Here is a 20,942-nt window from a genome sequence, read left to right on the forward strand (position 1 = left end):
AGCTGAGACTGGATACCCGCGAGTCACTGCTCGTGGGCGGGCCTCAGGCGGTGGCGTGAGCGGTGGCGGTGGCGTCAGCGGTGGCGGTGGTCGCGCCAGCGGCAGCGGCGGCCAGGCCCTGCTCGATGTCCGCGAGGATGTCGTCGATGTGCTCGATGCCCACGGACAGCCGCACGAAGCCCGGCTCGATGCCGGCGGCACGCTGCTCCTCCTCGCTGAGCTGGGAGTGCGTGGTCGAGGCGGGGTGGATCACCAGGGAGCGCACATCACCGATGTTCGCCACATGGGAGTGGAGGGTGAGCGCATCGACGAAGCGCTTGCCGGCCTCGAGCCCGCCGGGCAGGACGAAGCCGAGCACGCTGCCTGCGCCGCGCGGGAGGTACTTGTCAGCGGTGGCCTTGTACGGGGAGGAATCCAGGGATGCCCAGGTCACGGGGCCCACGCGGTCGTCGGCCTCGAGGACGGCGGCGACCTGGTGGGTGTTCTCCAGGTGGCGCTCCATCCGCAGCGGCAGCGTCTCCAGTCCCTGCCCGATGAGGAAGGCGTTGAACGGGGAGACGGCCGGGCCCAGGTCGCGCAGCAGGTTGGTGCGGGCACGGGTCGCGAAGGCGGCCGGCAGGCCCGCGAAGACGAGGCCGTTGTAGGACTCGTCGGGCTGGTTGAAGTGCGGGTACTTCTCGGCGTGGGCGGCGAAGTCGAAGCTGTCGCCGTCGACGATCACGCCGGCGATCGAGGTGCCGTGGCCGCCGAGGAACTTGGTCGCCGAGTGCACGACGATGTCCGCACCGTGCTCGAGCGGGCGCAGCAGGAAGGGGGTGGCGACGGTGTTGTCCACGATCAGCGGGACGCCGATGTCGTGGGCGATGTCGGCGATCGCCCGGATATCGGGGATGTCCTGCTTGGGGTTCGGGATCGACTCGACGAAGAAGGCGCGAGTGGTCTCGTCGGCCGCGGCGCGCCAGGACTCCGGATCGGTGGGATCCTGGACCCACTGCGCGGTGATGCCGAGACGGCTGAGGGTGTGCTTGAACAGGTTGAAGGAGCCGCCGTACAGGCTCGGGGAGACGGCGACGGAGTCCCCGGACCCGGCGAGGTTCAGGATCGACAGCGTGATCGCGCTCTGGCCGGAGGCGAGCAGCAGCCCGGCGGCGCCGCCCTCGAGCGCCGCGACCCGATCCTCGACCACGGCCTGGGTGGGGTTGGTGATGCGGGTGTAGATCGGGGCGGCCTCGGCGAGCGCGAAGCGGTCCGCGGCGGACTGCGCAGAGGGGAACACGAAGCTCGTGGTCTGGTGGATCGGCAGGGCGCGCGAACCGGCGTCGGTGTCGGGGACCTGGCCGGCGTGGATGGTCAGGGTCTCGAACTTCTGCGTCTGCTCGGTCATGACGGGGCTCCTCCTGGGACGGTGATGGGCCCAGCCTGACCTGGGTGGGGGCGCTGCGCTAAGGATCGTGAACGCGGATGAACACCCCGCGCCGCTGCTCGGCAGTCGCACGGGCCCCCTCCGGGCCCGGCGGTCGCACGAGTCCCGTAGGGCTCAGCCCCCGCCACCGGCGGCGGACAGCTCGAGCACCTCGCCCTGCCAGCGGCGGCGCAGCCACCGGTCATGGGAAGCGATCAGCACCGTGCCGTCCCAGCCCTCCAGTGCCGCCTCCAGTCGCGTCGCGGTCAGCAGCGCGAGATGGTTGGTGGGCTCGTCCAGCACCAGCAGCTCGGGCGGATCCAGCAGCACGGCGGTGAGCATCACCCGTCGCAGCTGGCCGCGCGAGAGCAGGGCGAGCGGGCGGTCCAGATCGCGCGGGGCGACCAGGCCGAACAGCTCCGGGACTGCAGCGTCCTCCGTCCCGGCGAGGCCTGCGGCCTCCCGCAGGTGGCGGCGGACGGTGCGGCCCGGGACGGCGACGTCGTCCTGGCCGAGATGCCCGATCAGCAGGCTCCGCGGTCGGTCCACGGTGCCGGACGTGGGGTCGAGGGAGCCGGCGATCACGTCGAGCAGAGTGGACTTCCCGCTGCCGTTCGAGCCGGTGACCAGCAGTCGCTGCCCTGCAGAGACGCTGAAGGAGACCGGCGCCAGGCGCTCGGTCACCGCCACCTCGCTCACCGCGAGCTGCACCGTCCCGGAGGCGGCGCGGGAGGCCGCGGCGGGCAGGTGGGTGAGCTGCAGCTCAGCGGGCGGCCTGCGCACCTGGTGCTGCTCGAGCCGGGCGAGGCGGGCCCGGGATTCGCGCAGCCGGCGGGAGACGACGGCGGCGTTGCGGTCGGCGTAGAACTTCTTCGAGGCGCGGGCCTCGGTGCGCGGGGCGGCGTCCACGTGGCCGACGGTCGCGGAGTCCTTCACCGCCGCTCGCAGCGCCCTCAGCTCCTCCTGCTCGGTGCGGTAGCGGTGCTCCCAGCGGTCGCGCGCCTCGAAGCGGGCCAGCAGGTAGTCGCTGAAGCCGCCGGTATATGCGGTGAGCCCTCCGGGCTCGGCCTGGGCCGGGGACTCCGCGGGGTCGAGGTCGAGCTGGGCGACGGTGGCCTCATCGAGGAAGGCACGGTCATGGCTGGCGATCAGCACCGGTCCCGGGTGGGCGGCGATGGTGGCGGTGAGGAAGGCGGCGCCGGCATCATCGAGGTGGTTGGTGGGCTCGTCGAGCAGCCAGCTGGTGGGGCGGGCGATGAGCAGATGGGCCAGCGCCAGGCGTTCGCGCTGGCCGCCGCTGATCCTGCCGAGGGCCGTCGTGGGGGCGAGCACGTCCAGGCTCAGCCCGGCCAGGACCTCCTCCGCGCGACGGTCCGCGTTCCAGATGTCGGCGAGGGTGGCCTCGGCGAGCAGCGTGTCGAAGCGGTGGGCGGCCGCGGCGGTGGGCCCGTCGTCCCCGCTGGCGAGCGCTTCGCCCGCGGCGATCAGGGCCTGTTCGAGGCGGCGGGAGCGTTCGAGGGCGTCGGCGAGCACCTCGGCGAGGCTGGTCGCGGGGCCGAAGGGGAGCTCCTGGTGGAGCACGCCGACGGGTCCGGGCGCGGTGCAGCTCCCGGTGTCCGCGGCGAGCTGCACGGCGAGGATCCGCAGCAGGGTGGACTTCCCGCTGCCGTTCTCGCCGAGCAGGCCGGTGGGGCGCCCGGCGGGGACCACCAGGGAGACATCGGTGAGGACCCGGCGGTCCGGGAAGGAGAAGGAGATGCCGTCGGCCCGCAGATGCAGGGACGGGTCGGCCGCGGCGGGCGTCGCGGCGGCGGGAGGGTGCGCGGGCATGGATCGGCTCCTGAGCGGAGGGACGGCGGTCGACGGGGCGGATCACAGGCGCATGTCGCCACCGTAGGAGCCCCCGCCCCCGCGGTCCATCGAATATCCGCTCGTCCGGCCCGCCGACGGGCCCGCCGGTCTCAGCCGCGAGCGTCGAGGGCAGCCACCGCGGAGCGGATCCCGGCCGGGTCACCCACCCGCCGGGCATCGCGGGGGAACTGCTCGAGCACCTCCGCGGCGGCCTCGACCTCGGTATCGGCCAGCAGCGCGACCAGGGCGAGGCGCACCCCGCCGCCCGCGGCCTCGAGCATCGCCGCGGCGTGCTGCGGGCTCCGGCCGCTGGCCTGGACCAGCATCCTCACGGTGCGCGCGACGAGCTTGGCGTTGGTGGGTCGCACGTCGATCATCAGGTTCCCGAAGGTGGTGCCCAGCCGCACCATCGTCGCGGTGGACAGCGCGTTCAGGGTGAGCTTCTGCGCCGTGCCCGCCTTCATGCGGGTGGAGCCGGTGACCACCTCGGGGCCGACGTCCAGCAGGATCGGATGGTCGGCGAGCGCGGCCAGCGAGGCCTGCGGGTTCGCAGAGATCAGCGCGGTGGGCATCCCCGCGTCACGGGCCGCCTGCAACGCACCGCCGACGAAGGGGGTGCGACCGCTCGCGGCCAGCCCGATCACCACGTCCCCGGCAACGCACCGGTCGCGCACCAGCTCGGCCCCGGCCGTGGTCGAGTCCTCGGCGCCCTCGACCGCAGTGAGGAAGGCTCCCTCGCCGCCGGCCAGGTGTGCGGTGACCATCGATTCGTCGGCGTTGAAGGTGGGGGCGAGCTCGACGGCGTCCAGGACCGCGAGGCGCCCGGAGGTGCCGGCGCCGAGGTAGTGGACGGTGTGCCCGGCGGAGATCGCCTCCACGCACACCTCGACGAGAGCGGCGATCTCCCCGGCCCGGGCCTGGACCGCCGCGGCGACTGTCGCATCCTCGCCGAGGATCACGTCGACCATGCCGCGGGCATCGAGGGCATCGAGCTCGGTGCTGAGGGGGTTGCGCTCCTCGGTGGGTGAGGAGAGGTCGACGAGGCTGACGTCGAGGGTCGGCTCGTCCCGCGGGGGCTGGCTCACGTCGGACTCCTGAGGTCGGGGGCGATGGTCGACGGCGGCCCCGGCACCCCGTGGTGCGGGCGGCGCGCGCCGACGAGGCACCAGCGTATCGAGAACCCCGCACGGGCTCCCGCCTACCATGGGGCTCCAGCCACGGGAGGGATCCACATGGTCGACGCATCCGCCACGGGTGGCGCGGACGGTTCGGCAGCGCCGCTCCTGGTCATCGCCGGTGATATCGGTGGCACCAGCTCTCGCCTGGTGCTCGCCCCGCTGGATGGAGCAGTGATCGCCGAGGCCGAGGGCCCGGGCGCGAACCTGCGCTCCTCCGGTGCGCAGGCGTTCGACCACGTGGCCGCGGCGACGCGCGAGGTGCTCGAGCGCGGGCGGGCCGCGCTGGGCGGGCGCGGTGAGATCGCCGCCGTGGCCCTGGGGATCTCGGGGGCCGGCCCGGCGCGCGCCGCCGAGGTGCGCCTCGCGGTCGGCGAGCGGCTGCGGGAGCTCGGCATCGAGACCGGACAGGTCCTCATCACCGATGACCTGCACACCGCATTCCTCGCCGGGGGCGTGGGCGATGACGGTCTGCTGGTGCTGGCCGGCACCGGCGCGGTCGCCGTGCGGTTCCGGGATCGGGAGGCGGTCGCCCGCCGTGACGGGATGGGCTGGCTGCTCGGCGATATCGGCTCCGCGGTCTGGCTGGGACGACGCACCCTCGAGGCGGTCGCCGCGGACCTCGACGGTCGGGGGCCGCGCACCCGTCTCACCGAGGAGATCGGGGCCATGATCGACCTGGATCTGCGGGAGGGCCGAGTGCCGCCCTCGACCACTGGGGACCCGCGCCAGGACCTCATCCGCGCTCTCGACGAGCAGCTCCCGGCCGGTGCCCCGGCCGCGCTGGGCCGCTTCGCGCCCGTGCCCGGGAGGATCCCCGAGGACCCGGTGGCCCGCGGGATCCTGGACACCGCGATCGCGCACGTGCTCGACACCGTGCAGGCGCTGGATCCGCGGGCGGAACTGCCCGTGGTGCTGGCCGGTTCCGTGCTGACCGGCGCCGGACCGATCCACGACGAGGTGACCGAGGCGCTGCGCGCCGAGCACCGTCGTTCCTCCATCGCCCGGACGGGTCTGCCCGGCGCGCTGCTGCTGGCGCGGGAGCAGGCGGGCGCATCACCGCCCTGATCCCCGCGCCCTCTTCGCGCCCGACTCCGTCACGCCCGGCGCGAAGCGGCGACCCGGCCCGCGCGCGACGATTAGGATGGCCAGCGACTGCCCGCCGCTGAGCCGGGGGCCCGGGACCGTGCCGGGCACCGCGCGCCGCACGACTCGGAAGAAGGCTCCCCTCGATGCCCGATCTCCACGACCAGATCCCCACCCGCGAGAAGGTGCTGATCATCGGTGCCGGTCCCGCCGGCCTCGCCGCCGCCGCGGCGCTGAAGGCGCTGGAGGTCCCCTTCGACCTGGTGGACCGGGCCCCGCATGTCGGCGGGATCTGGAACCCGCAGCGCGAGGACTCCCCGGTGTGGCCCACGCTGGAAATGATCTCCTCCCGCGAGTTCACCCAGTACGAGGACATGCTCCAGCCGGTCTCCTTCCCGGAGTACCTCTCCCCCACCCAGATGGCGAAGTACCTGCGCGCCTACGCGCACCGGCACGAACTCACCGAGCATTTCCGTCCCCGCACCGCGGTGCGCAGCGCCCGCCCCTTCGACGAGGGGGTCTGGGAGGTCGAGCTCTCCACCGGGGAGGTGGGGATCTATCGTGCGGTGATCTCCGCCCACGGCATCTCCGAGCACCCCCACCGCCCCGCATGGGCCGCTGACGTCCCCTCCTCGGTGCGGGTCATCCACGCCCGGGACTGGGACGGGGCCGACGGTCTCGAGGGGCAGCGCGTGCTGGTGGTCGGATCCGGGCAGTCCGCCGCCGACATCTCGGTCGACGCCGCCCGCCGCGCCCTCGATGTGCGCTGGTCCATGCGGACCGGCCACTGGGTGGTGCCGCGCCGCATCGCCGGGATCCCGGGCGATGTCGCGGCCTCCCGCGAGCCGACCGTGCTCGGTGGGCTGAACGCGAAGATCGCCGAGACCATCATCCGCCGCGCCGTCGGTCATCCCGCCGAGGTGGGCCTGCCCGCCCCGGTTGCCCCCCTGCTCGAGGATACGGTGATCGTCTCCGACGACGTGCTCGACCGGGTGCGCGAGGGTCGGATCACGCCGGCCGGCGACGTCACCGGCGTGGACGCCGACGGCATCGTCACCCACCTGGGCACCGGCTCCCATGCCGGGCACCTGAGCTTCGCTCCCGACCTGATCGTGCTGGCCACCGGCTACGAGTCGCGGGCAGACCACTTCCCCCAGGACCTGGTGCCGCGCACCGCCTCCGGCGCACCGGACCTGTTCCTCGGCGCCTTCGCCCGGGGCCGCGACGACCTGGTGATCCTCGGTCAGCAGCGGGTCTCCGGCGGGGTCCTGCCGATCCTCGTCGAGCAGGCGGACATCGCCGCCTACATGCTGGCGGCCACCCGGGACGGCTCCTCCCCCGCGCTCGAGCAGTTCCGCCGGGTGCGGGCAGGATCCGAGGTCGCCGTGCCCGCGAAGCCCGCCCCCGCCCCCGGCGGTGTGCGAGGCCGGGTCGAGGGCCTGCTCGGCGCCCAGAAGGTCACCACCCGTGGCGGCGCAGTGCCCGCCCACGAGGCAGAGGGTCAGCTGGTGCCGCAGGTCGACCGCGACACGCTGCTGGCGCGGCTGCGCTCCGTGCGCGAGCTCTTCGCCTGACCCCGAGCAGCCACCGGGTTCCAACCGTGCCCGGCCGGACTGCCCTCAGGTTCCGGCCGTGCCCGGCCGGGCCGCCACCAGATTTCTGCCATATATGGGGTTTGAACGGATATATGCCGTTCAAGCCCCATATACGTCGGTTCTCTGGTGGCGATCAGTGCTGCGGTGGCCGTCGGTTCTCTGGTGGCGGTCAGTGCTGCGGTGGCCGTCGGTTCTCTGGTGGCGGTCAGTGCTGCGGTGGCCGTCAGTTCTCTGGTGGCGGTCAGTGCTCTGTGGGGCCGGGTGGGGCCGGGCGGGGCGTATCGCGGCTGCCCCTGCCCCGGCGAGCGCCGCGGTGGTGAGCGCCACCACCACGAGCACGGCGATGCCCGCCCGGTGCTGATCGGCCAGGGCATCTGCCCACCAGGTGCGACCGGTGGCTCCGAACCAGCTGGACGCCACCAGCGCGTCGGTGGCCAGCAGTGCGATACCCGCTCCGAGTGTCAGCAGCAGCGGCACGGCGATCACCGCTGCGAGCCCCCAGCGCGGGGCGGTCCTCGGCATCGTCCGGACCGCGAGCGCCGTGAGCACGCCGGCGGCCAGGGCCAGCACCTGCAGGGTCAGGTGCGCCGCGTGGCCGTCGAGCGCAGGGCGCAGCAGCGGGCCGAGGTAGACGGCGATCAGCAGCATCGGGCCGACGGCGGCGAGCAGCGCGGAGACCCACCAGCGACGGCCGACGAGGGCGCGCAGCACGCTCGGCACCACGCAGACGCTGCCCAGCAGCACGCCGGCGGGCACCATCAGCAGCAGATGCTGCAGCACGTGCGCAGAGATCAGCACCTTGCCGTAGACGTTCAGCGGACCGCTGGTCAGCAGGACCAGCGCCGCAGCGCCCAGTACCAGGCGGAGACTCTGGGCAAAGCGGCGGTGCGGTGCGCCCGGCCGCCACCAGAGCAGCACCAGCACGCAGGCCAGGGCCATGCCGAAGGGTGCTGGCCGCCATGCGCCCAGCACGGTGAGCAGATCCGGCGCCGGCGGCAGCGGATATCCGGTGAGCACCCCGGCCGGGCCCGCGGGCGGGGTACCGGCCTCCGCAGGCGGCGGGGAGGAGCTCATCGCGGCGGCCAGCGCGACCGCGAGTCCCATCAGTGCGAGCTCGAGGATCGCCAGTCGGCGATAGGTGCTCTTGGCGTGCTGCCCGGTGCCGGGGGTCTCGAATCCGGCGGCGATCTGGCGGCGCTGCAGCGCGCCCAGGGCGCCCAGCATCAGCAGCAGCACGGCCTTGGCGAGCCCCAGCTGGACATAGGCGCTGGTGAGGATCTCCCCAGGGGCGTTCATCCGGACGGCGAGCGCCCACACCCCGCTCAGCGCGAGCGCGATCCAGCAGATCAGGGCGAGGTGGGAGTAGCTGCGCACCACCTGTACGTCGTCGCGGCTGCGGGCCGGCAGCAGCTGCAGCACCGCCAGGCCCCCCAGCCATATCCCGACGGCCAGGAGGTGGATGAGCATCGTCGAGGTGCCCACCTCATGGGTCTCGTCACCGGCGGCGTGCCCGGTCATCGCTGCGGTGAAGGCGACCAGGCAGGCCAGAGCCGTGACCGCGCGGGCGATGCGCGCCGAGGTGTCGAGCACGGCGACCGTCGTCGTCACCGCGGCGAGGATCACCCCGGTCAACAGCCAGATCCCGAGGTCCGTGGCCAGGAAGACCGACAGGTCCGAGCCGAAGCGCGGGGAGCCGACGGGCTGGCCGGTGGCGACCGCGTAGGACAGCCCCAGGGAGATGCCGCGCAGCAGGGTGGTCGCGCCGGCGGCCACCGCGACCACCAGCAGGGCGCGGGCGCGATCGGCTGCATCCCGCAGCAGCCAGCCGGCGACGGCGGCCCCACCGATGGTGAGCGCACCGGCGAAGTCGGCGAGCATCGCCGACACTGGAGCACCGCGGCGGGCGATCGGGCCGGCGTCCATGAGCACGAGGTTGTCCCCGCCCGCGGCGTCGGCGGCGAGGACCGACAGCAGTGCGAGCCCCGCGAGGGCACCGAGCAGCAGGAGGACCACCGCGGGCCGGGGCCGCGGCTGGACGGGAGCGGTCATGAGGCGAGCACCAGGCCCAGCCACAGCGCCGCCATCCCGCTGCCGGCGCTCAGCAGCAGGTAGGCCAGGGCGAGGGAGAAGGTGCGCCGACGAACCAGGTCGACGACGTCGAGCGCAGCGGTGGACAGCGTCGATAGACCGCCGCAGAACCCGACCGCCAGCATCAGGTAGAAGAACTCGGCGGTGCCGCCGGACGAACCGAGCCGGGCGACCACGAGGCCCAGCAGGAAGCAGGCGAGGAGGTTCGCCAGCACGGTCGAGGCGGGCCGGATCTCGTCGTTCAGGTGCTCCCCGCGCCGCGCCGCCACCAGGCGCAGAGCGAGCACGCGCACGCCCCAGCGCGCCACGGAGCCGAGTCCTCCGCCGACACCGACCAGCAGTGCCGCCGCCAAGAAGCCGCCCGCGCTCATGCCGTCCCGCCTTCGTCCGCGGCGCGGCGCGCCTGCTGCCACCGGGCCAGACGCCGGCCGCCGAGCAGACCCAGCACGATCCCGCTCAGGCACAGCACGATCGTCGCCGCCGTGTACGTCATCGCGAGGACCGGGAAGTCTGCGCCGATCATCGCCGAGCCCTCCAGCACCACTGCGGAGAAGCTCGTGAATCCCCCGCACAGCCCGGTGCCCAGCAGCGGCTGCAGCCAGGGACGGGGCGCGCGGACCTCGAGCACCCCGTTGAGCAGGCCGAGGCCGAGACAGCCCAGCAGGTTGACCCAGAGGGTCGCCCAGGGCAGCTCGACCAGCGTGGGCGTGGTGACCGTGGGGGAGAGCATGCTCAGGGCGAAACGGAGCATCGCGCCGACGGTGCCCCCGGCCATGACCAGCATCGCGATCCGCCACGGGACCGATTCGTGAGGGACGGGCCCTGAGTCCAGGATCTCGGACTCGGTGACCTCCTCGAAGCGCAGCGCGGCCATCTCGACCGTCTGCATCCGGGGGTCGTCGCTGCGCGAAGGGCGCGGTGCGGGGGTGGGGCTCGAGGTCACCGCCACAGCGTACCGACGGCAGCCCCGCGGAGGTCGTTCAGGCGACGAACGCCGCTCAACCCCACACGAGACCGAGCGACGGATCCTCCAGCACGGCGCTCACGTCGCGCAGCAGCTCCGCTCCCAGGGCGCCGTCGATGAGGCGGTGGTCGAAGCTCAGCGAGAGCGAGGCGACCTGCCGCGGGACGACCTGGCCGTCGACCACCCAGGGCTTCTCCTTGATCGCGCCGACACCGAGGATCGCCGATTCCCCGGGTTCAGGATGGGGGTGCCGGAGTCGATGTCGAAGACTCCGTAGTTGGTGATCGTGATGGTGCCGTCGCGGGTGTCGCGCAGCGAGGTCCGTCCCGCCCGGGCGGTGCGGGCGAGCTCGCCGATGCCCTCGGCGAGCTCCCGCAGCGTCATCAGGTGCGCGTCCTTGAGGTTCGGCACGATGAGGCCGCGCGGGGTGGCCGCGGCGATGCCGAGGTTCACGTAGTGCTTGTAGACGATCTCCTGTGCGGCTTCGTCCCAGGAGCCGTTGACCTCCGGGTTGCGGCGGATCGCGACCAGCAGCGCCTTGGCGACCACCGCGAGCGGGCTGACCTTGACGTCGGCCCATTCCCTCGACGCCCGCAGCTGGGCGACGATCTGCAGGGCTTGGGTCATGTCGATCTCGTTGAACACCGTCACGTGCGGGGCGGTGAAGGCCGAGGCCACCATCGCCTCGGCGGTGCGCTTGCGCACCGAGCGGATCGGCACCCGGGTGGTGCGCTCATCGCTGGTCACACCCGAGAACGGCTGGTCACGGGTGGTCTTCATGGCTCCCCCCAGGCCTTCCGGCGCCTGCGGCGACTCCTCGGGGAAGAAGTCGCCGTCGCTCTCGCCGCCGAAGGCGCGCTGCTGCGCGGCCAGCACGTCCTGCCGGGTCACGGTGCCTTCGGGGCCGGTGGCCAGCACGTCGTGCAGCGCGACGCCGAGGTCCCGGGCGAGCTTGCGCACCGGCGGCTTGGCGAGGATCCGGTCGATCGGGACCTGTCCGCGCTCCTCCGACTGGGCCGGTGCGGCGCGGCGCCGACGTCGGCGCGCCGGGGCGGAGCGGGAGCCGTAGCCGACGAGGTTCTTGGGCTCCTCGGCCCCGGCGGCATCCGCCGACGCCGCGGGTGCGGTCACCTGCTCGGCGACCTCCTCGGCGGACGGATCCGCCTCCGGGCCGTCGGCCGCGCCCGCAGCACCGGCCGGGCCGTCGGCCGCAGCGTCGCCGTCGGCGCCACCGGAGGAGTCGGCCGGGCCGGGCGTCGCGTCGGCGGAGGTGTCGATCTGGAGCAGCCCGGCGCCGACGGGCACCTCATCGCCCACCGCCACCAGGATCGCGACGACGATGCCCGCCACATGGGTGGACAGCTCGACGGCGCTCTTGGCGGTCTCGACCTCGACCACCGGGGCGTTGATCTCGACCCGGTCGCCGACGGCGACCTTGATCTCCAGGATCTCGGCCTCGGTGAGGCCCTCTCCCGGATCGTTGAGCGGGACGGTGACGATGCTCGAGGCGGTGGAGCCGGCGGGACCCGCGGAGGCTGCATTCATGGTCGTGATCCTTTCACGCGTGGTGCGCGTCCGTCAGTGCTCGAGCAGACGGTCCACGCCGTCGAGCACCCGGTCGAGGTCGGGGAGGTAGGCGTGCTCCATGCGCGCCGGCGGGTACGGGAGGTGGTAGCCGCCCACGCGGAGCACCGGCGCCTCCAGGTGATAGAAGCACTGTTCGGAGATCCGGGCGGCGATCTCTCCGCCGAGACCGCCGAGCACCGGCGCCTCGTGCGCGATCAGCAGACGTCCGGTGCGGCGCACCGAGGCGGCGATCGTCGGGAAGTCCACCGGCGACAGCGAGCGGGCGTCGATGACCTCCAGATCGATCCCGTCCTCGGCCGCGACCTGCGCGCTCTCGAGCGCGAGCGGCATGCTCGGCCCCCAGGCCAGCAGCGTCGCATCGGTGCCGGGCCGCACCACCTGGGCCTGCCAGGGGCTGAGCTCGGGGCGGTGGTCGGGGTCGACATCACCCTTGACCCAGTAGCGGCGCTTGGGCTCGAGCATGATCACCGGGTCCTCGCACTCGATGGCCTGACGGGTCATCCAGTACGCGTCCTGCGCGTTCGAGGGCGCGAGGATCCGCAGCCCGGCGGTGGGCGCGAACAGCGCCTCGGGGCTCTCGGAGTGGTGCTCGACCGCGCCGATCCCGCCGCCGTGGGGGATGCGGATGACGATCGGCAGGTTCACCGCCCCGGAGGTGCGGTTGTGCATCTTCGCGACCTGGGTGGTGATCTGGTTGTAGGCGGGGTAGACGAAGCCGTCGAACTGGATCTCGACCACCGGGCGGTAGCCGCGCACGGCCAGGCCCACGGCGGTGCCGACGATTCCGGCCTCGGCCAGCGGTGTGTCCACCACCCGCTGGGAGCCGAACTCGGCGTGCAGGCCGTCGGTGACGCGGAAGACGCCGCCGAGGGGGCCGATGTCCTCGCCCATCAGCAGGACCTTGTCGTCTGCGGTCATGGCGTCGCGCAGACCGGCGGTGATCGCCTTGGCGATCGGCAGGTTCGAGGCTGTGGAACTCACGCTCGCTCCTCCTCGTCCTCGAACTGGGCGATGTACTCGAGGTACTCCGCGCGCTCGGCGTCCACGATCGGGTGGGGCTCGGCGTAGGGATGGTCGAACATGCGCACCGGGTCGGGATCCTCCATGCCGTGGATGTGATGGTGCAGCTGCATCGCGAGGTCGTGGGCCTCCTCGTCGCAGCGGCTCACGTACTGCTGGTCGATCTCACCCTGTTGCTCGAGGTGGCTGCGCAGGCGGAGGATCGGATCCTTCGCCGCCCACTCCTCCTCCTCGGCGGCAGGACGGTAGCGGGACGCATCGTCGCTAGTGGTGTGTGCGGCCATCCGGTAGGTGAGGGCTTCGACGAACATCGGGCCGTTGCCGGAACGGGCCGAGTCCAGGGCGGTGCGGACCGCGCCGAGCACGGCGAGCACGTCGTTGCCGTCCACCCGCACCGAGGGGATGCCCCAGCCGCGGGAGCGCTGGGCGAGCGGGACCCGGGACTGCACGGAGGTGGGCACCGAGATCGCCCACTGGTTGTTCTGGGTGTAGAAGACCACCGGCGCCTGGAAGGAGGCGGCGAAGGTGAAGGATTCCGCGACCTCGCCCTCGCTGGAGGCGCCGTCGCCGAACAGGGCCAGCACGGCGGTGTCGGTGGAAGGGTCCCCGGTGCCCACGACCCCGTCTCGCTGCAGGCCCATGGCATAGCCGACCGCATGCGGGGCCTGCGAGCCGAGCACGATCATGTAGGGGTGGGTGCGAAGCGCGTTCGGATCCCAGCCACCATGGCTGATGCCGCGGAACAGCTCCAGCAGGCGCCAGGGCTCGATCCCGCGCGCCCAGGCCACCCCGTGCTCGCGGTAGGTGGGCACAAGATAGTCCTGAGTCCTGGCCGCATGCCCCGCACCGATCTGCGCGGCCTCCTGGCCGAGCGCGCTCGCCCACAGGCCCAGCTGGCCCTGGCGCTGCAGGCTGGTGGCCTCGAGGTCCGCGGCGCGGATCATCACCATGTCGCGGTAGTAGCCGCGCAGGCGCTCGGGCGTGGCCAGCCCGCTCTCCTCGAGCACTGCGTCCAGCTGCTCGTGGGGGGTGCGGGTGCCGTCGGCCGCGAGGAGCTGGACCATCGGCTCATCGGCCGCGACATCGGGGATCGTGGAACGGAAGACACTCACGACGGTAGCGTAACTTACGGGACCGTAGGGTCAAGGTGTGTATGCATGGTGACACCGTAGACGCCCGCAGCCGCCGCGCCCAGCAGGTCGCGCAGATCGGCAGGGCGCGGCGGGTGCTCGCCACCGGCGCCGACGGGTCAGCGCCGCCTGCCCTCGAGTGCGGCCCGGGTGCGGGCGAGCGCCTCGGCGCCGGCATCGGGCAGCGTGGCGGAGATCGCGACCAGCAGGCAATCGGCGATCGTCAGCTGGGCGATGCGAGAGGAGGTCGCCCCGGCCCGGAAGGAGGGCTCGCGCGAGGCCGTCAGCAGTACGAACTCGCAGCTCCGGGCGAGCGGGCCGACCGGGGACCCGGTGATCGCGATCGTCCGGGCCCCTGAGCGTGCCGCGATCTCCACAGCGTCGAGCACATCGGTGGTGCGGCCGGAGTCCGAGATCGCCAGCAGGCAGTCCTGGTCACCGAGCGCGGTCACCGCGGGCAGGGCGTCGTGGGCACTGGTCAGGGCCTGCGCGGAGAATCCCAGCCGGGTCAGCTTGTACTGGAGATCCGTCGCCGCCAGGCCCGAGGCGCCCACGCCCACCAGGAGGATGCGGCGCGAGGAGCTCAGCGCCCGGGCGCTCTCCTCGAGCACGGCGAGGTCCAGCAGGCGCACGGTGTCGCGCACGGCGCGGGCGTCGGCCGCCGCGATCCGGGCGACGCTGGTCGCCAGCGGATCGGTGGGGTCGATGTCGGTGGGGAAGGCGTGCTCGCCCTCGCGGGCGGTGGCCCGCACCGCCTCTTCGGCGAGCTCCGCGCGGAATTCGCGATAGCCGGTGAAACCCAGCTCCCGGGCGAAGTTGACCACCGAGGACTGCGCGCAGGCGGCGGCCGCGGCGAGCTGGTCGATGGTGAGACGACCAGCGCCGAGCGGGTCCGCGAGGATCACTTCGGCGATCCTGCGCTGCACGGGCTGGAGGTCCTCGCTGCGGCTGTGGAGGCGGGGCAGGACGGGCGTGGCCATCAGCGCGCCGGCCCGGGCTCGGCCACGATCTCCAGGCGCCGGACGGCGCAGCTGTCGACCGACGTCGCGGGCAGCAGGCGCAGGGCGTGGGGCGGGGTCAGGGAGCCGAGCACCACGGGAGCGCGAGCACCGGTATGGGCGGTGCCGTCGGTGCGAACGAGCGTGCCCGGCAGACCGTGCGCGCCCAGGTATCCGAGCAGGGCGATCAGCAGAGCCTCCTTGCCGTCGGCGGGGATGCCGAGCTCATCGGCGTCCAGCAGCGGCACGGGAGCCAGCAGCGCGGCCAGCCGCTGGCGCAGCAGCGGGTTGCGGACTCCGCCGCCGGAGGCGACCACCCGGCTCGCCCCAGCGGAGCGATCGCGTCGGCGATGGTGACCGCGGTGAGTTCGGTGAGGGTGGCCAGCAGATCGGGCAGGGTGAGGGCGGCGAGCGCCTCCTGGCCCAGCAGGCGCTGCACGTACCGGGAGTCGAAGTGCTCCCGCCCGGTCGAACGGGGCAGCGGCAGCGCATAGAACGGATCGCTGAGCAGGGTCGCGAGGGCCTCGGGGGCGACAGTGCCGGTGCGGGCGAGTTCGGCATCGATATCGGCCGGCCGGCCCGTCGCGGCATGGATCGCGGCGTCGAGCAGGGCATTGCCCGGTCCGAGGTCGCCGGCGATGACCTCTCCCCCGGTGCCCGTCCCTGCCTCCGCTCCCGCAGCGCCGTCCTCGGCTCCGCCACCGACGAGGCTCAGGTTGGAGATCCCCCGATGTTCAGCACGGCGGTGCGCCGGTGCTCGTCGGCCCCCAACAGCAGCTGGTCCAGCAGGGGGCCAGCGGCGCTCCCTGACCGCCGGCGGCGACGTCGGCGCTGCGCAGGTCGTGGAGCACAGGGGTGCCGGTGACCGCCGCGAGGCGGCTCGCATCCCCGATCTGCAGGGTGCTGAGCACGTGGCCGTCCTGGACCTCGTGGAACAGGGTCTGGCCGTGGGTGGCGATCAGGTCGGCGCCGCCGTGCGCCGCGAGGACGCGGGAGGCCGCAGTTGCGAAGGCCTCACCCACCGCAGCGTGCAGACGGCTCCAGGCGGCGACGTCCGCGGGGGCCGGGGGCAGCACCGCGCGCAGGGCGTCCCGAATGGCGGGGGGCCAGGGCTCCTCGCCCACGTGGAGCAGGCGGGCCCACAGGGTGCTGGGGCATTCCGGGTCGCGGGTGAACTCCACCAGGGCGACATCGATCGCGTCCAGGCTGGTGCCGGACATCATCCCCAGCACCCTCATCGAGGCTCCCCCGCCAGCAGGAGATCCACGGCCGCGCGCATCATGGTGCGGCCTGCGCCATGGGCGAGCACCAGGCGGCGATGATCGGGCGCGGCGCCGGGCACGCCGGTGTGGACCACGATCGTGTCGGGCCTGCGCCCGAGCAGCTCCGCGAGGCGCTGCCCCTCCTCCGGGTCGGTGCGGGGCAGGCGGGTGAGGGCGAGCAGCTGGGGTGCCGCATCGACCTGGTCGGGGTACTCGGGCTCCACGGCCTGCACGCCGCGCTCGCGCAGGGCGTGGACCAGCTGCTGGGCACGGGCTCCGGAGGCGTGCTGGGCCCGTACACGCAGGTCGACGACGCCGGCGGGGCCGGGCTCGAGCCGCGCGTGGCGGGCACGGACCGCCCGCGCAGCGGCCGTCGCACCGAGCTGCTCGGCGCGGTCCAGGGCGTCCTCGAGCGCGGGGCGGGGACGAAGCGGCGTCGGGTGCGCAGGGAGCGGAGGCGGTCGCGGGTGCGGGCGGCGCGATCTCGCAGCCGCTGGCGCGGGATCCGGCCGGAGTCGACGGCGTCGAGCAGCGCGTCGTGGACCTCGCGGAGCATCTGCTGGTCGTCCCGGCGCAGCGAGGTGCCCAGGCACAGCAGGTCGGCGCCGGCCTCGATCGCCCGGACCGCGGATTCGCCGTAGCCGGGGTCGGCGGTGACCGCGGCCATATCCAGCGCGTCGGTGATCACCAGGCCCTGGTAGGTGCCGCCGACGGCCCGGTCCAGCAGCGGTCGCGACCAGGTGGAGATCGAGGCGGGCCCCTCTCCCTGGGCGGGGACCAGCACGTGCGCGGTCATGACGCTGTCCAACCACGGGGCGATCCGCCAAGGCGCCAGATGCTCCCGCGCGAACTCCCTCTCGCCCAGGTCGATCAGCGGCAGGGCGGTGTGGGAGTCGGTGGCGGTCGCGCCGTGGCCGGGGAAGTGCTTGGCACAGGTGCCGAGCCCTGCCTCCATCAGCCCGGTGGCGAAGGCCTTGGCATGATTGGCGACCCGGTCGGGGTCGTCGCCGAAGGCCCGGGTGCCGATCACCGGGTTCGCCGGGTCGGTGCAGACGTCGAGCACCGGGGCGAGATCGAGGTCCAGGTCGCAGGCGGCGAGCAGATCGCCGAGAGCCTTGCCGACATCGCGGGTCAGCTCGATGTCGTCGGCCGCTCCGAGCGCCCAGGCGGTGGGCAGGGAGGAGCCCGTCGCCGCCTGCAGCCGGGTGACGTCCCCGCCCTCCTCATCGATGGCGACCACACAGTGCTCGGCACGGGCGTGGATCTCGCGGGCCAGTCCCGCGGCGGTCTGCGGGTCGGGGGTGTTGTGGCCGAAGAGGACCACCGAGGCCAGGCCGGCCTCGAGCGCGCCGGCCATCCAGCCCGGCAGCTCGGTGCCGGTGAAGGGGGCCATCAGCACCCGAGCGCATCGGGGTCCCAGGAGGTTTCTGTCATGCCTCAGCCTTTCACGGCACCGGCGGTCATGCCCTCGGCGAGGTGGCGCTGGACCAGCACGAAGAAGATCACCACCGGCAGGGTGATGATGGTCGAAGCCGCCATCACCGATCCCCAGTCCGCGGTGTTCTGGGTGAAGAAGGTCCGCAGGCCCACGCCGACGGTGTACTTCGAGCTGTCCTGCATGAAGGTCAGCGCGAAGATGAACTCGTTCCACGCCGTGATGAAGGAGAACACCGAGGTCGCGACCAGGCCCGGGGCCACCAGCGGCAGCAGGATCGAGCGGAACATGCGGAACCAGGTCGCGCCATCGATATATGCGGCCTCCTCGAGCTCGCGCGGGACCGCAGCGACGAATCCGCGCAGGTTCCAGATCGCGAAGGCCAGCGAGAAGCCCAGGTAGACGATGATCAGACCCAGCAGGGAGTTGAGCATGTGGAGGTTCCTCGCCTGCAGGAACAGCGGGATGACGAGCGCCTCGAGCGGGACCATCTGCACCATCAGCACCATGATCAGCACCTGGGTGCGCAGCCGGAAGCGGAAGCGCGCCACCGCCACCGCCGACAGCAGAGCCACGATCGCCGAGAGCAGCACGGTGCCCACCGCGACGATCACCGAGACCCGGACGTAGCGCAGGAAGCCGGCATCGACCAGCACGTACCGGAAGTGTTCGAGGGTGAACCCGCTGGGCAGCAGGCTCGCGCCGCGCGAGAGCGGGCTGGTGTCGACCGCGGTGGAGATCATCCAGTAGAAGGGGAACAGGCTCAGCGACATCAGCACGACCACGCCGAGCGCCTTGGCCGCCGTGGAGGCGGGGGTCCGACGGTTCACAGCTCCTCCTCCTTCATCAGCGTGCGGATGTAGATCACGGAGATCACCAGCAGCAGCGCCGTCAGCAGCACGGCGATGGTCGAGCCCATGCCGTACTCTCCCTGGGCGAAGGACTGGGTGTAGGACCACACCCCGAGGTTCATCACGGAGCGGGTGGTGCCGTCACCGCCGGGCATCAGGTAGATCTGCACGAACACCTTGAAGTCCCAGATCGTCGAGAGGATCACGCACACAGCGATGATCGGCCGCAGGGTGGGGACGGTGACGTTCCAGAAGCGCCCCCAGGCGGTGGCGCCGTCCATCGCGGCCGCTTCGTAGTGCTCCCTGGGCACGGTCATCAGCCCGGCCAGCATGGTCACCGCGATGAACGGGAAGCCGTGGTAGACGACGTTGAGGGTGGCGATGCCGTAGAAGGTCCACCGGTTGGTGAACCAGTTGTAGCTGCCGGCCTCCATCAGCCCGAGCCCGTCGAGCGTGGAGATCACCAGCCCGGACTGCGCATCGAAGAGCCAGACGAAGATGTAGGTGCCGGTCAGCGCCGGCACCGCCCAGGCGACCATGATCGCGGTGGTGGAGAGCGAGCGCCACAGGGTGCCCAGGGAGTTCAGGAACAGCGCGACCACGGTGCCGACGATCATCGTCAGCACCACGCAGACGAGCGCGAAGCCGACCGTGTTGGGCAGGACGGTCTTCCACAGGAACGGGTCGGTGAGGACCTGGACGTAGTTGTCCAGACCCACGTAGTCCGTGTCGCCGCGCAGCAGGTTGCGCAGCTCGTAGTCCTGCAGCGAGAGGTTCAGGACGCGGAGCATGGGCCACAGCAGCAGCACCCCGAGCACGATCAGCCCGGGAGCGAGCAGGAGCCAGGGCGCTGCGCCGCGGCGCAGGCGGCGCCCCAGCGGGACGGTGCGGGGGATGAACCCGTCCGCACCGTCCCGTCGGCGCTCATCGACGGTCGAGGGCGAGCTCATCCGGAGAAGAAGCCGTCCATCTCGGCCGCGGCGGTGTCGGCCGCATCCTGCACGGAGGTGCCTTCGAGGATCGTTCCCACCAGGGTGGTCATGGTCTTGGCACCCTCGATCTTGCCCCAGGCCGGGGTGACGGGCACAGACTTGCCGCCGTCGATCATCTGGGTCGCGAAGACCTTGGTGAGTTCGTCGCCGCCGGCGACGACCTCGTCCACCGCGTCGACAGTGCCGGGGAAGTAGTTGGTCTCCTCGGCCCAGCGCGTCGCGAAATCGCCGGTGGTGACGAGTTTGATCAGCTCGAAGGCGAGTTCGGGCTCCTGGGTCTCGGTGAAGCGGCACATCAGGGAGCCGCCGAGGAAGGACGGGGCGACGGGGCTGTCCTTCGCGGGGATGGTGAAGGCCACCAGCTTCTCGGCGAGCTCGGGGTTGTCCTCGCGGATGGTCGCGGGGACCCAGGAGCCGGTGATGAACATCGGCACCTTCTCCTGGAGGAACTCGGCCAGCGCCTCGGTCTCCACCCAGGTGCTGGCCGCGGCGGTCGAGGAGTTGTGCTTCAGGGCGAGGTCCGTGTACCAGGTCAGACCCTCGACGGCTTCGGGGGCGTTGATGGTGGCGGTCCAAGCTCCGTCGGCGTTCTCGGCGATCTCCCCGCCCGCTCCCCAGATGAACGGAGTGGCGGAGAAGATGCTCGCCCCGGGGACGGGGAAGGAGATCCAGTCCGAGTCGTGCTCCTCGAGCGTGGTGATCATCGTCAGCAGATCGTCCCAGTTCTGGGGCTGGGAGTTCACCCCCGCCTCCTCGAGCATGTCGCGGTTGCCGAGGATCGAGCGCACCCCGGCGTACCAGGGCATCCCGTACATCTCACCATCGAGGGTGCCCGCCTCGACCAGGCCTTCGATCATGCCGTCGGAGAGCCCGGCCGCCTCGATGTCCTCGGTGAGCACGTCCAGGCCGCCGGCGTCGGCGAACTCGGGCACCCAGGTGGTGCCGACCTCGGCGACGTCGGGGCCGGTGCCCCCGGCCATGGCGGTCACGAACTTGTCGTGCGCCCCCTCCCAGGGCTGCACCTGCACATCGAGCGTCGCCCCGGTGGCGTCGGAGAAAGCGGTCTTGAGCTCCTCGATATAGGTGTCCGCGCTGGCGTTGGTGCCCTCCATCAGCCACATGGTGAGGGTCTTGCCCTCGCCGTCCACCGCTCCCCCGGAGCCTCCGGAGCTCCCGGAGTCACCGCCGCAGGCGGCCAGGGCGAGGGCGGCGGAACCGGCGGCACCGGCGGACAGGACGTGTCGTCGAGTGATCATGGGTGACTCCTTCGTCGGTCTCGCAGCGGCGCGCAGACCCTCGAGCCCCACTGCTGAGAAAAGTTCACTGCATTGCCAGACGGGAGTGAAGTTACCACCTCTGTGGCGCCGTGCCATCCGGAGAGGCGCCTTGGCGGAGTTCTTATGAAACCCCCTTGCTGAATTGTGCGCCCCGGGCGCTGCGGACGCAAGGGGCCTGACTGCCGCCCACGACTCCGCCCCTCGAGACCCCCGACTCCGGTGGTTCCTG

General features: G+C 72.5%; 16 protein-coding genes and 2 pseudogenes. 2 read left to right on the plus strand and 16 right to left on the minus strand.

The features are described 5' to 3' along the window. Positions 1-43: 43 nt before the first annotated feature. The 3 genes from CFK39_RS05195 to CFK39_RS05205 form a co-directional block, all read right to left on the minus strand. Positions 44-1,384: an O-acetylhomoserine aminocarboxypropyltransferase/cysteine synthase family protein gene (locus CFK39_RS05195; protein WP_089064563.1), complete on the minus strand. Its 1,341-nt coding sequence runs from the start codon at positions 1,382-1,384 to the stop codon at positions 44-46. A 153-nt stretch (positions 1,385-1,537) separates the two neighbouring features. Continuing rightward, complete coding sequence (locus tag CFK39_RS05200) at positions 1,538-3,232, minus strand: ABC-F family ATP-binding cassette domain-containing protein (RefSeq protein ID WP_089064564.1); 1,695 nt, start codon at positions 3,230-3,232, stop codon at positions 1,538-1,540. A gap of 131 nt (positions 3,233-3,363) precedes the next feature. Continuing rightward, the gene (locus CFK39_RS05205; RefSeq protein ID WP_089064565.1) at positions 3,364-4,338 is read right to left on the minus strand and encodes an N-acetylmuramic acid 6-phosphate etherase; all 975 of its coding nucleotides are present in this window, start codon (positions 4,336-4,338) and stop codon (positions 3,364-3,366) included. A 147-nt stretch (positions 4,339-4,485) separates the two neighbouring features. Between CFK39_RS05205 and CFK39_RS05210 the strand changes: the two genes are divergently transcribed. Next, a complete protein-coding gene (locus CFK39_RS05210; RefSeq protein ID WP_089064566.1) occupies positions 4,486-5,496 on the plus strand; it encodes an N-acetylglucosamine kinase in 1,011 nt (336 codons plus the stop codon). Positions 5,497-5,660: 164 nt separating this feature from the next. Next, a complete protein-coding gene (locus tag CFK39_RS05215) occupies positions 5,661-7,088 on the plus strand; it encodes a flavin-containing monooxygenase (RefSeq protein WP_089064567.1) in 1,428 nt (475 codons plus the stop codon). 120 nt (positions 7,089-7,208) lie between these two features. On the opposite strand, the gene CFK39_RS05220 is transcribed toward CFK39_RS05215, so the two are convergent. The 13 genes and pseudogenes from CFK39_RS05220 to CFK39_RS05275 form a co-directional block, all read right to left on the minus strand. Further along, positions 7,209-9,158 (minus strand): CopD family protein, encoded by a 1,950-nt coding sequence (locus CFK39_RS05220; protein ID WP_089064568.1) that lies wholly within the window; start codon positions 9,156-9,158, stop codon positions 7,209-7,211. After that, positions 9,155-9,568 (minus strand): fluoride efflux transporter FluC, encoded by a 414-nt coding sequence (locus CFK39_RS05225; RefSeq protein WP_089064569.1) that lies wholly within the window; start codon positions 9,566-9,568, stop codon positions 9,155-9,157. Before CFK39_RS05225 ends, CFK39_RS05220 begins: the two co-directional genes overlap by 4 nt. Next, on the minus strand, positions 9,565-10,140 hold the full coding sequence (locus CFK39_RS05230) for a fluoride efflux transporter FluC (protein WP_245822926.1): 576 nt from the start codon (positions 10,138-10,140) through the stop codon (positions 9,565-9,567). The genes CFK39_RS05225 and CFK39_RS05230 overlap by 4 nt, the downstream gene beginning before the upstream one ends. Before the next feature lie 55 nt (positions 10,141-10,195). Next, positions 10,196-11,706: pseudogene (locus tag CFK39_RS05235) on the minus strand (dihydrolipoamide acetyltransferase family protein). Between the two features lie 33 nt (positions 11,707-11,739). Then, positions 11,740-12,666: an alpha-ketoacid dehydrogenase subunit beta gene (locus CFK39_RS05240; RefSeq protein ID WP_245822995.1), complete on the minus strand. Its 927-nt coding sequence runs from the start codon at positions 12,664-12,666 to the stop codon at positions 11,740-11,742. A gap of 59 nt (positions 12,667-12,725) precedes the next feature. Continuing rightward, positions 12,726-13,832, minus strand: a complete 1,107-nt coding sequence (locus tag CFK39_RS05245; RefSeq protein WP_089066297.1) for a thiamine pyrophosphate-dependent enzyme — start codon at positions 13,830-13,832, stop codon at positions 12,726-12,728. A 185-nt stretch (positions 13,833-14,017) separates the two neighbouring features. Then, positions 14,018-14,878, minus strand: coding sequence for a MurR/RpiR family transcriptional regulator (locus CFK39_RS05250; RefSeq protein WP_089064571.1), 861 nt, complete (start codon positions 14,876-14,878; stop codon positions 14,018-14,020). After that, a pseudogene (locus CFK39_RS05255) lies at positions 14,878-15,749 on the minus strand (anhydro-N-acetylmuramic acid kinase). The gene CFK39_RS05250 and the pseudogene CFK39_RS05255 overlap by 1 nt, the downstream one beginning before the upstream one ends. Beyond that, complete coding sequence (locus CFK39_RS17150; protein ID WP_275094137.1) at positions 15,631-16,134, minus strand: anhydro-N-acetylmuramic acid kinase; 504 nt, start codon at positions 16,132-16,134, stop codon at positions 15,631-15,633. The pseudogene CFK39_RS05255 and the gene CFK39_RS17150 overlap by 119 nt, the downstream one beginning before the upstream one ends. A gap of 40 nt (positions 16,135-16,174) precedes the next feature. After that, positions 16,175-17,551, minus strand: coding sequence for a glycoside hydrolase family 3 N-terminal domain-containing protein (locus tag CFK39_RS05260; protein ID WP_245822927.1), 1,377 nt, complete (start codon positions 17,549-17,551; stop codon positions 16,175-16,177). 44 nt (positions 17,552-17,595) lie between these two features. Beyond that, positions 17,596-18,423, minus strand: a complete 828-nt coding sequence (locus CFK39_RS05265) for a carbohydrate ABC transporter permease (protein ID WP_089064572.1) — start codon at positions 18,421-18,423, stop codon at positions 17,596-17,598. Beyond that, positions 18,420-19,394, minus strand: coding sequence for a carbohydrate ABC transporter permease (locus tag CFK39_RS05270; protein WP_089064573.1), 975 nt, complete (start codon positions 19,392-19,394; stop codon positions 18,420-18,422). Before CFK39_RS05270 ends, CFK39_RS05265 begins: the two co-directional genes overlap by 4 nt. Beyond that, on the minus strand, positions 19,391-20,692 hold the full coding sequence (locus CFK39_RS05275; protein WP_089064574.1) for a sugar ABC transporter substrate-binding protein: 1,302 nt from the start codon (positions 20,690-20,692) through the stop codon (positions 19,391-19,393). Before CFK39_RS05275 ends, CFK39_RS05270 begins: the two co-directional genes overlap by 4 nt. Positions 20,693-20,942 lie beyond the last annotated feature (250 nt).

The sequence above is a fragment of the Brachybacterium avium genome, assembly GCF_002216795.1.
Taxonomy (GTDB): Bacteria; Actinomycetota; Actinomycetes; order Actinomycetales; family Dermabacteraceae; genus Brachybacterium; species Brachybacterium avium.

Coding starts and splice junctions, on each gene's coding strand:
- CFK39_RS05195 (WP_089064563.1), bottom strand. CDS start 1,384: ATGACCGAGCAGACGCAGAAGTTCGAGACCCTGACCATCCACGCCGGC.
- CFK39_RS05225 (WP_089064569.1), bottom strand. CDS start 9,568: ATGAGCGCGGGCGGCTTCTTGGCGGCGGCACTGCTGGTCGGTGTCGGC.
- CFK39_RS05260 (WP_245822927.1), bottom strand. CDS start 17,551: ATGGCCCCCTTCACCGGCACCGAGCTGCCGGGCTGGATGGCCGGCGCG.
- CFK39_RS17150 (WP_275094137.1), bottom strand. CDS start 16,134: ATGAGGGTGCTGGGGATGATGTCCGGCACCAGCCTGGACGCGATCGAT.
- CFK39_RS05250 (WP_089064571.1), bottom strand. CDS start 14,878: ATGGCCACGCCCGTCCTGCCCCGCCTCCACAGCCGCAGCGAGGACCTC.
- CFK39_RS05275 (WP_089064574.1), bottom strand. CDS start 20,692: ATGATCACTCGACGACACGTCCTGTCCGCCGGTGCCGCCGGTTCCGCC.
- CFK39_RS05240 (WP_245822995.1), bottom strand. CDS start 12,666: ATGACCGCAGACGACAAGGTCCTGCTGATGGGCGAGGACATCGGCCCC.
- CFK39_RS05210 (WP_089064566.1), top strand. CDS start 4,486: ATGGTCGACGCATCCGCCACGGGTGGCGCGGACGGTTCGGCAGCGCCG.
- CFK39_RS05215 (WP_089064567.1), top strand. CDS start 5,661: ATGCCCGATCTCCACGACCAGATCCCCACCCGCGAGAAGGTGCTGATC.
- CFK39_RS05220 (WP_089064568.1), bottom strand. CDS start 9,158: ATGACCGCTCCCGTCCAGCCGCGGCCCCGGCCCGCGGTGGTCCTCCTG.
- CFK39_RS05200 (WP_089064564.1), bottom strand. CDS start 3,232: ATGCCCGCGCACCCTCCCGCCGCCGCGACGCCCGCCGCGGCCGACCCG.
- CFK39_RS05245 (WP_089066297.1), bottom strand. CDS start 13,832: ATGGTCCAGCTCCTCGCGGCCGACGGCACCCGCACCCCCCACGAGCAG.
- CFK39_RS05270 (WP_089064573.1), bottom strand. CDS start 19,394: ATGAGCTCGCCCTCGACCGTCGATGAGCGCCGACGGGACGGTGCGGAC.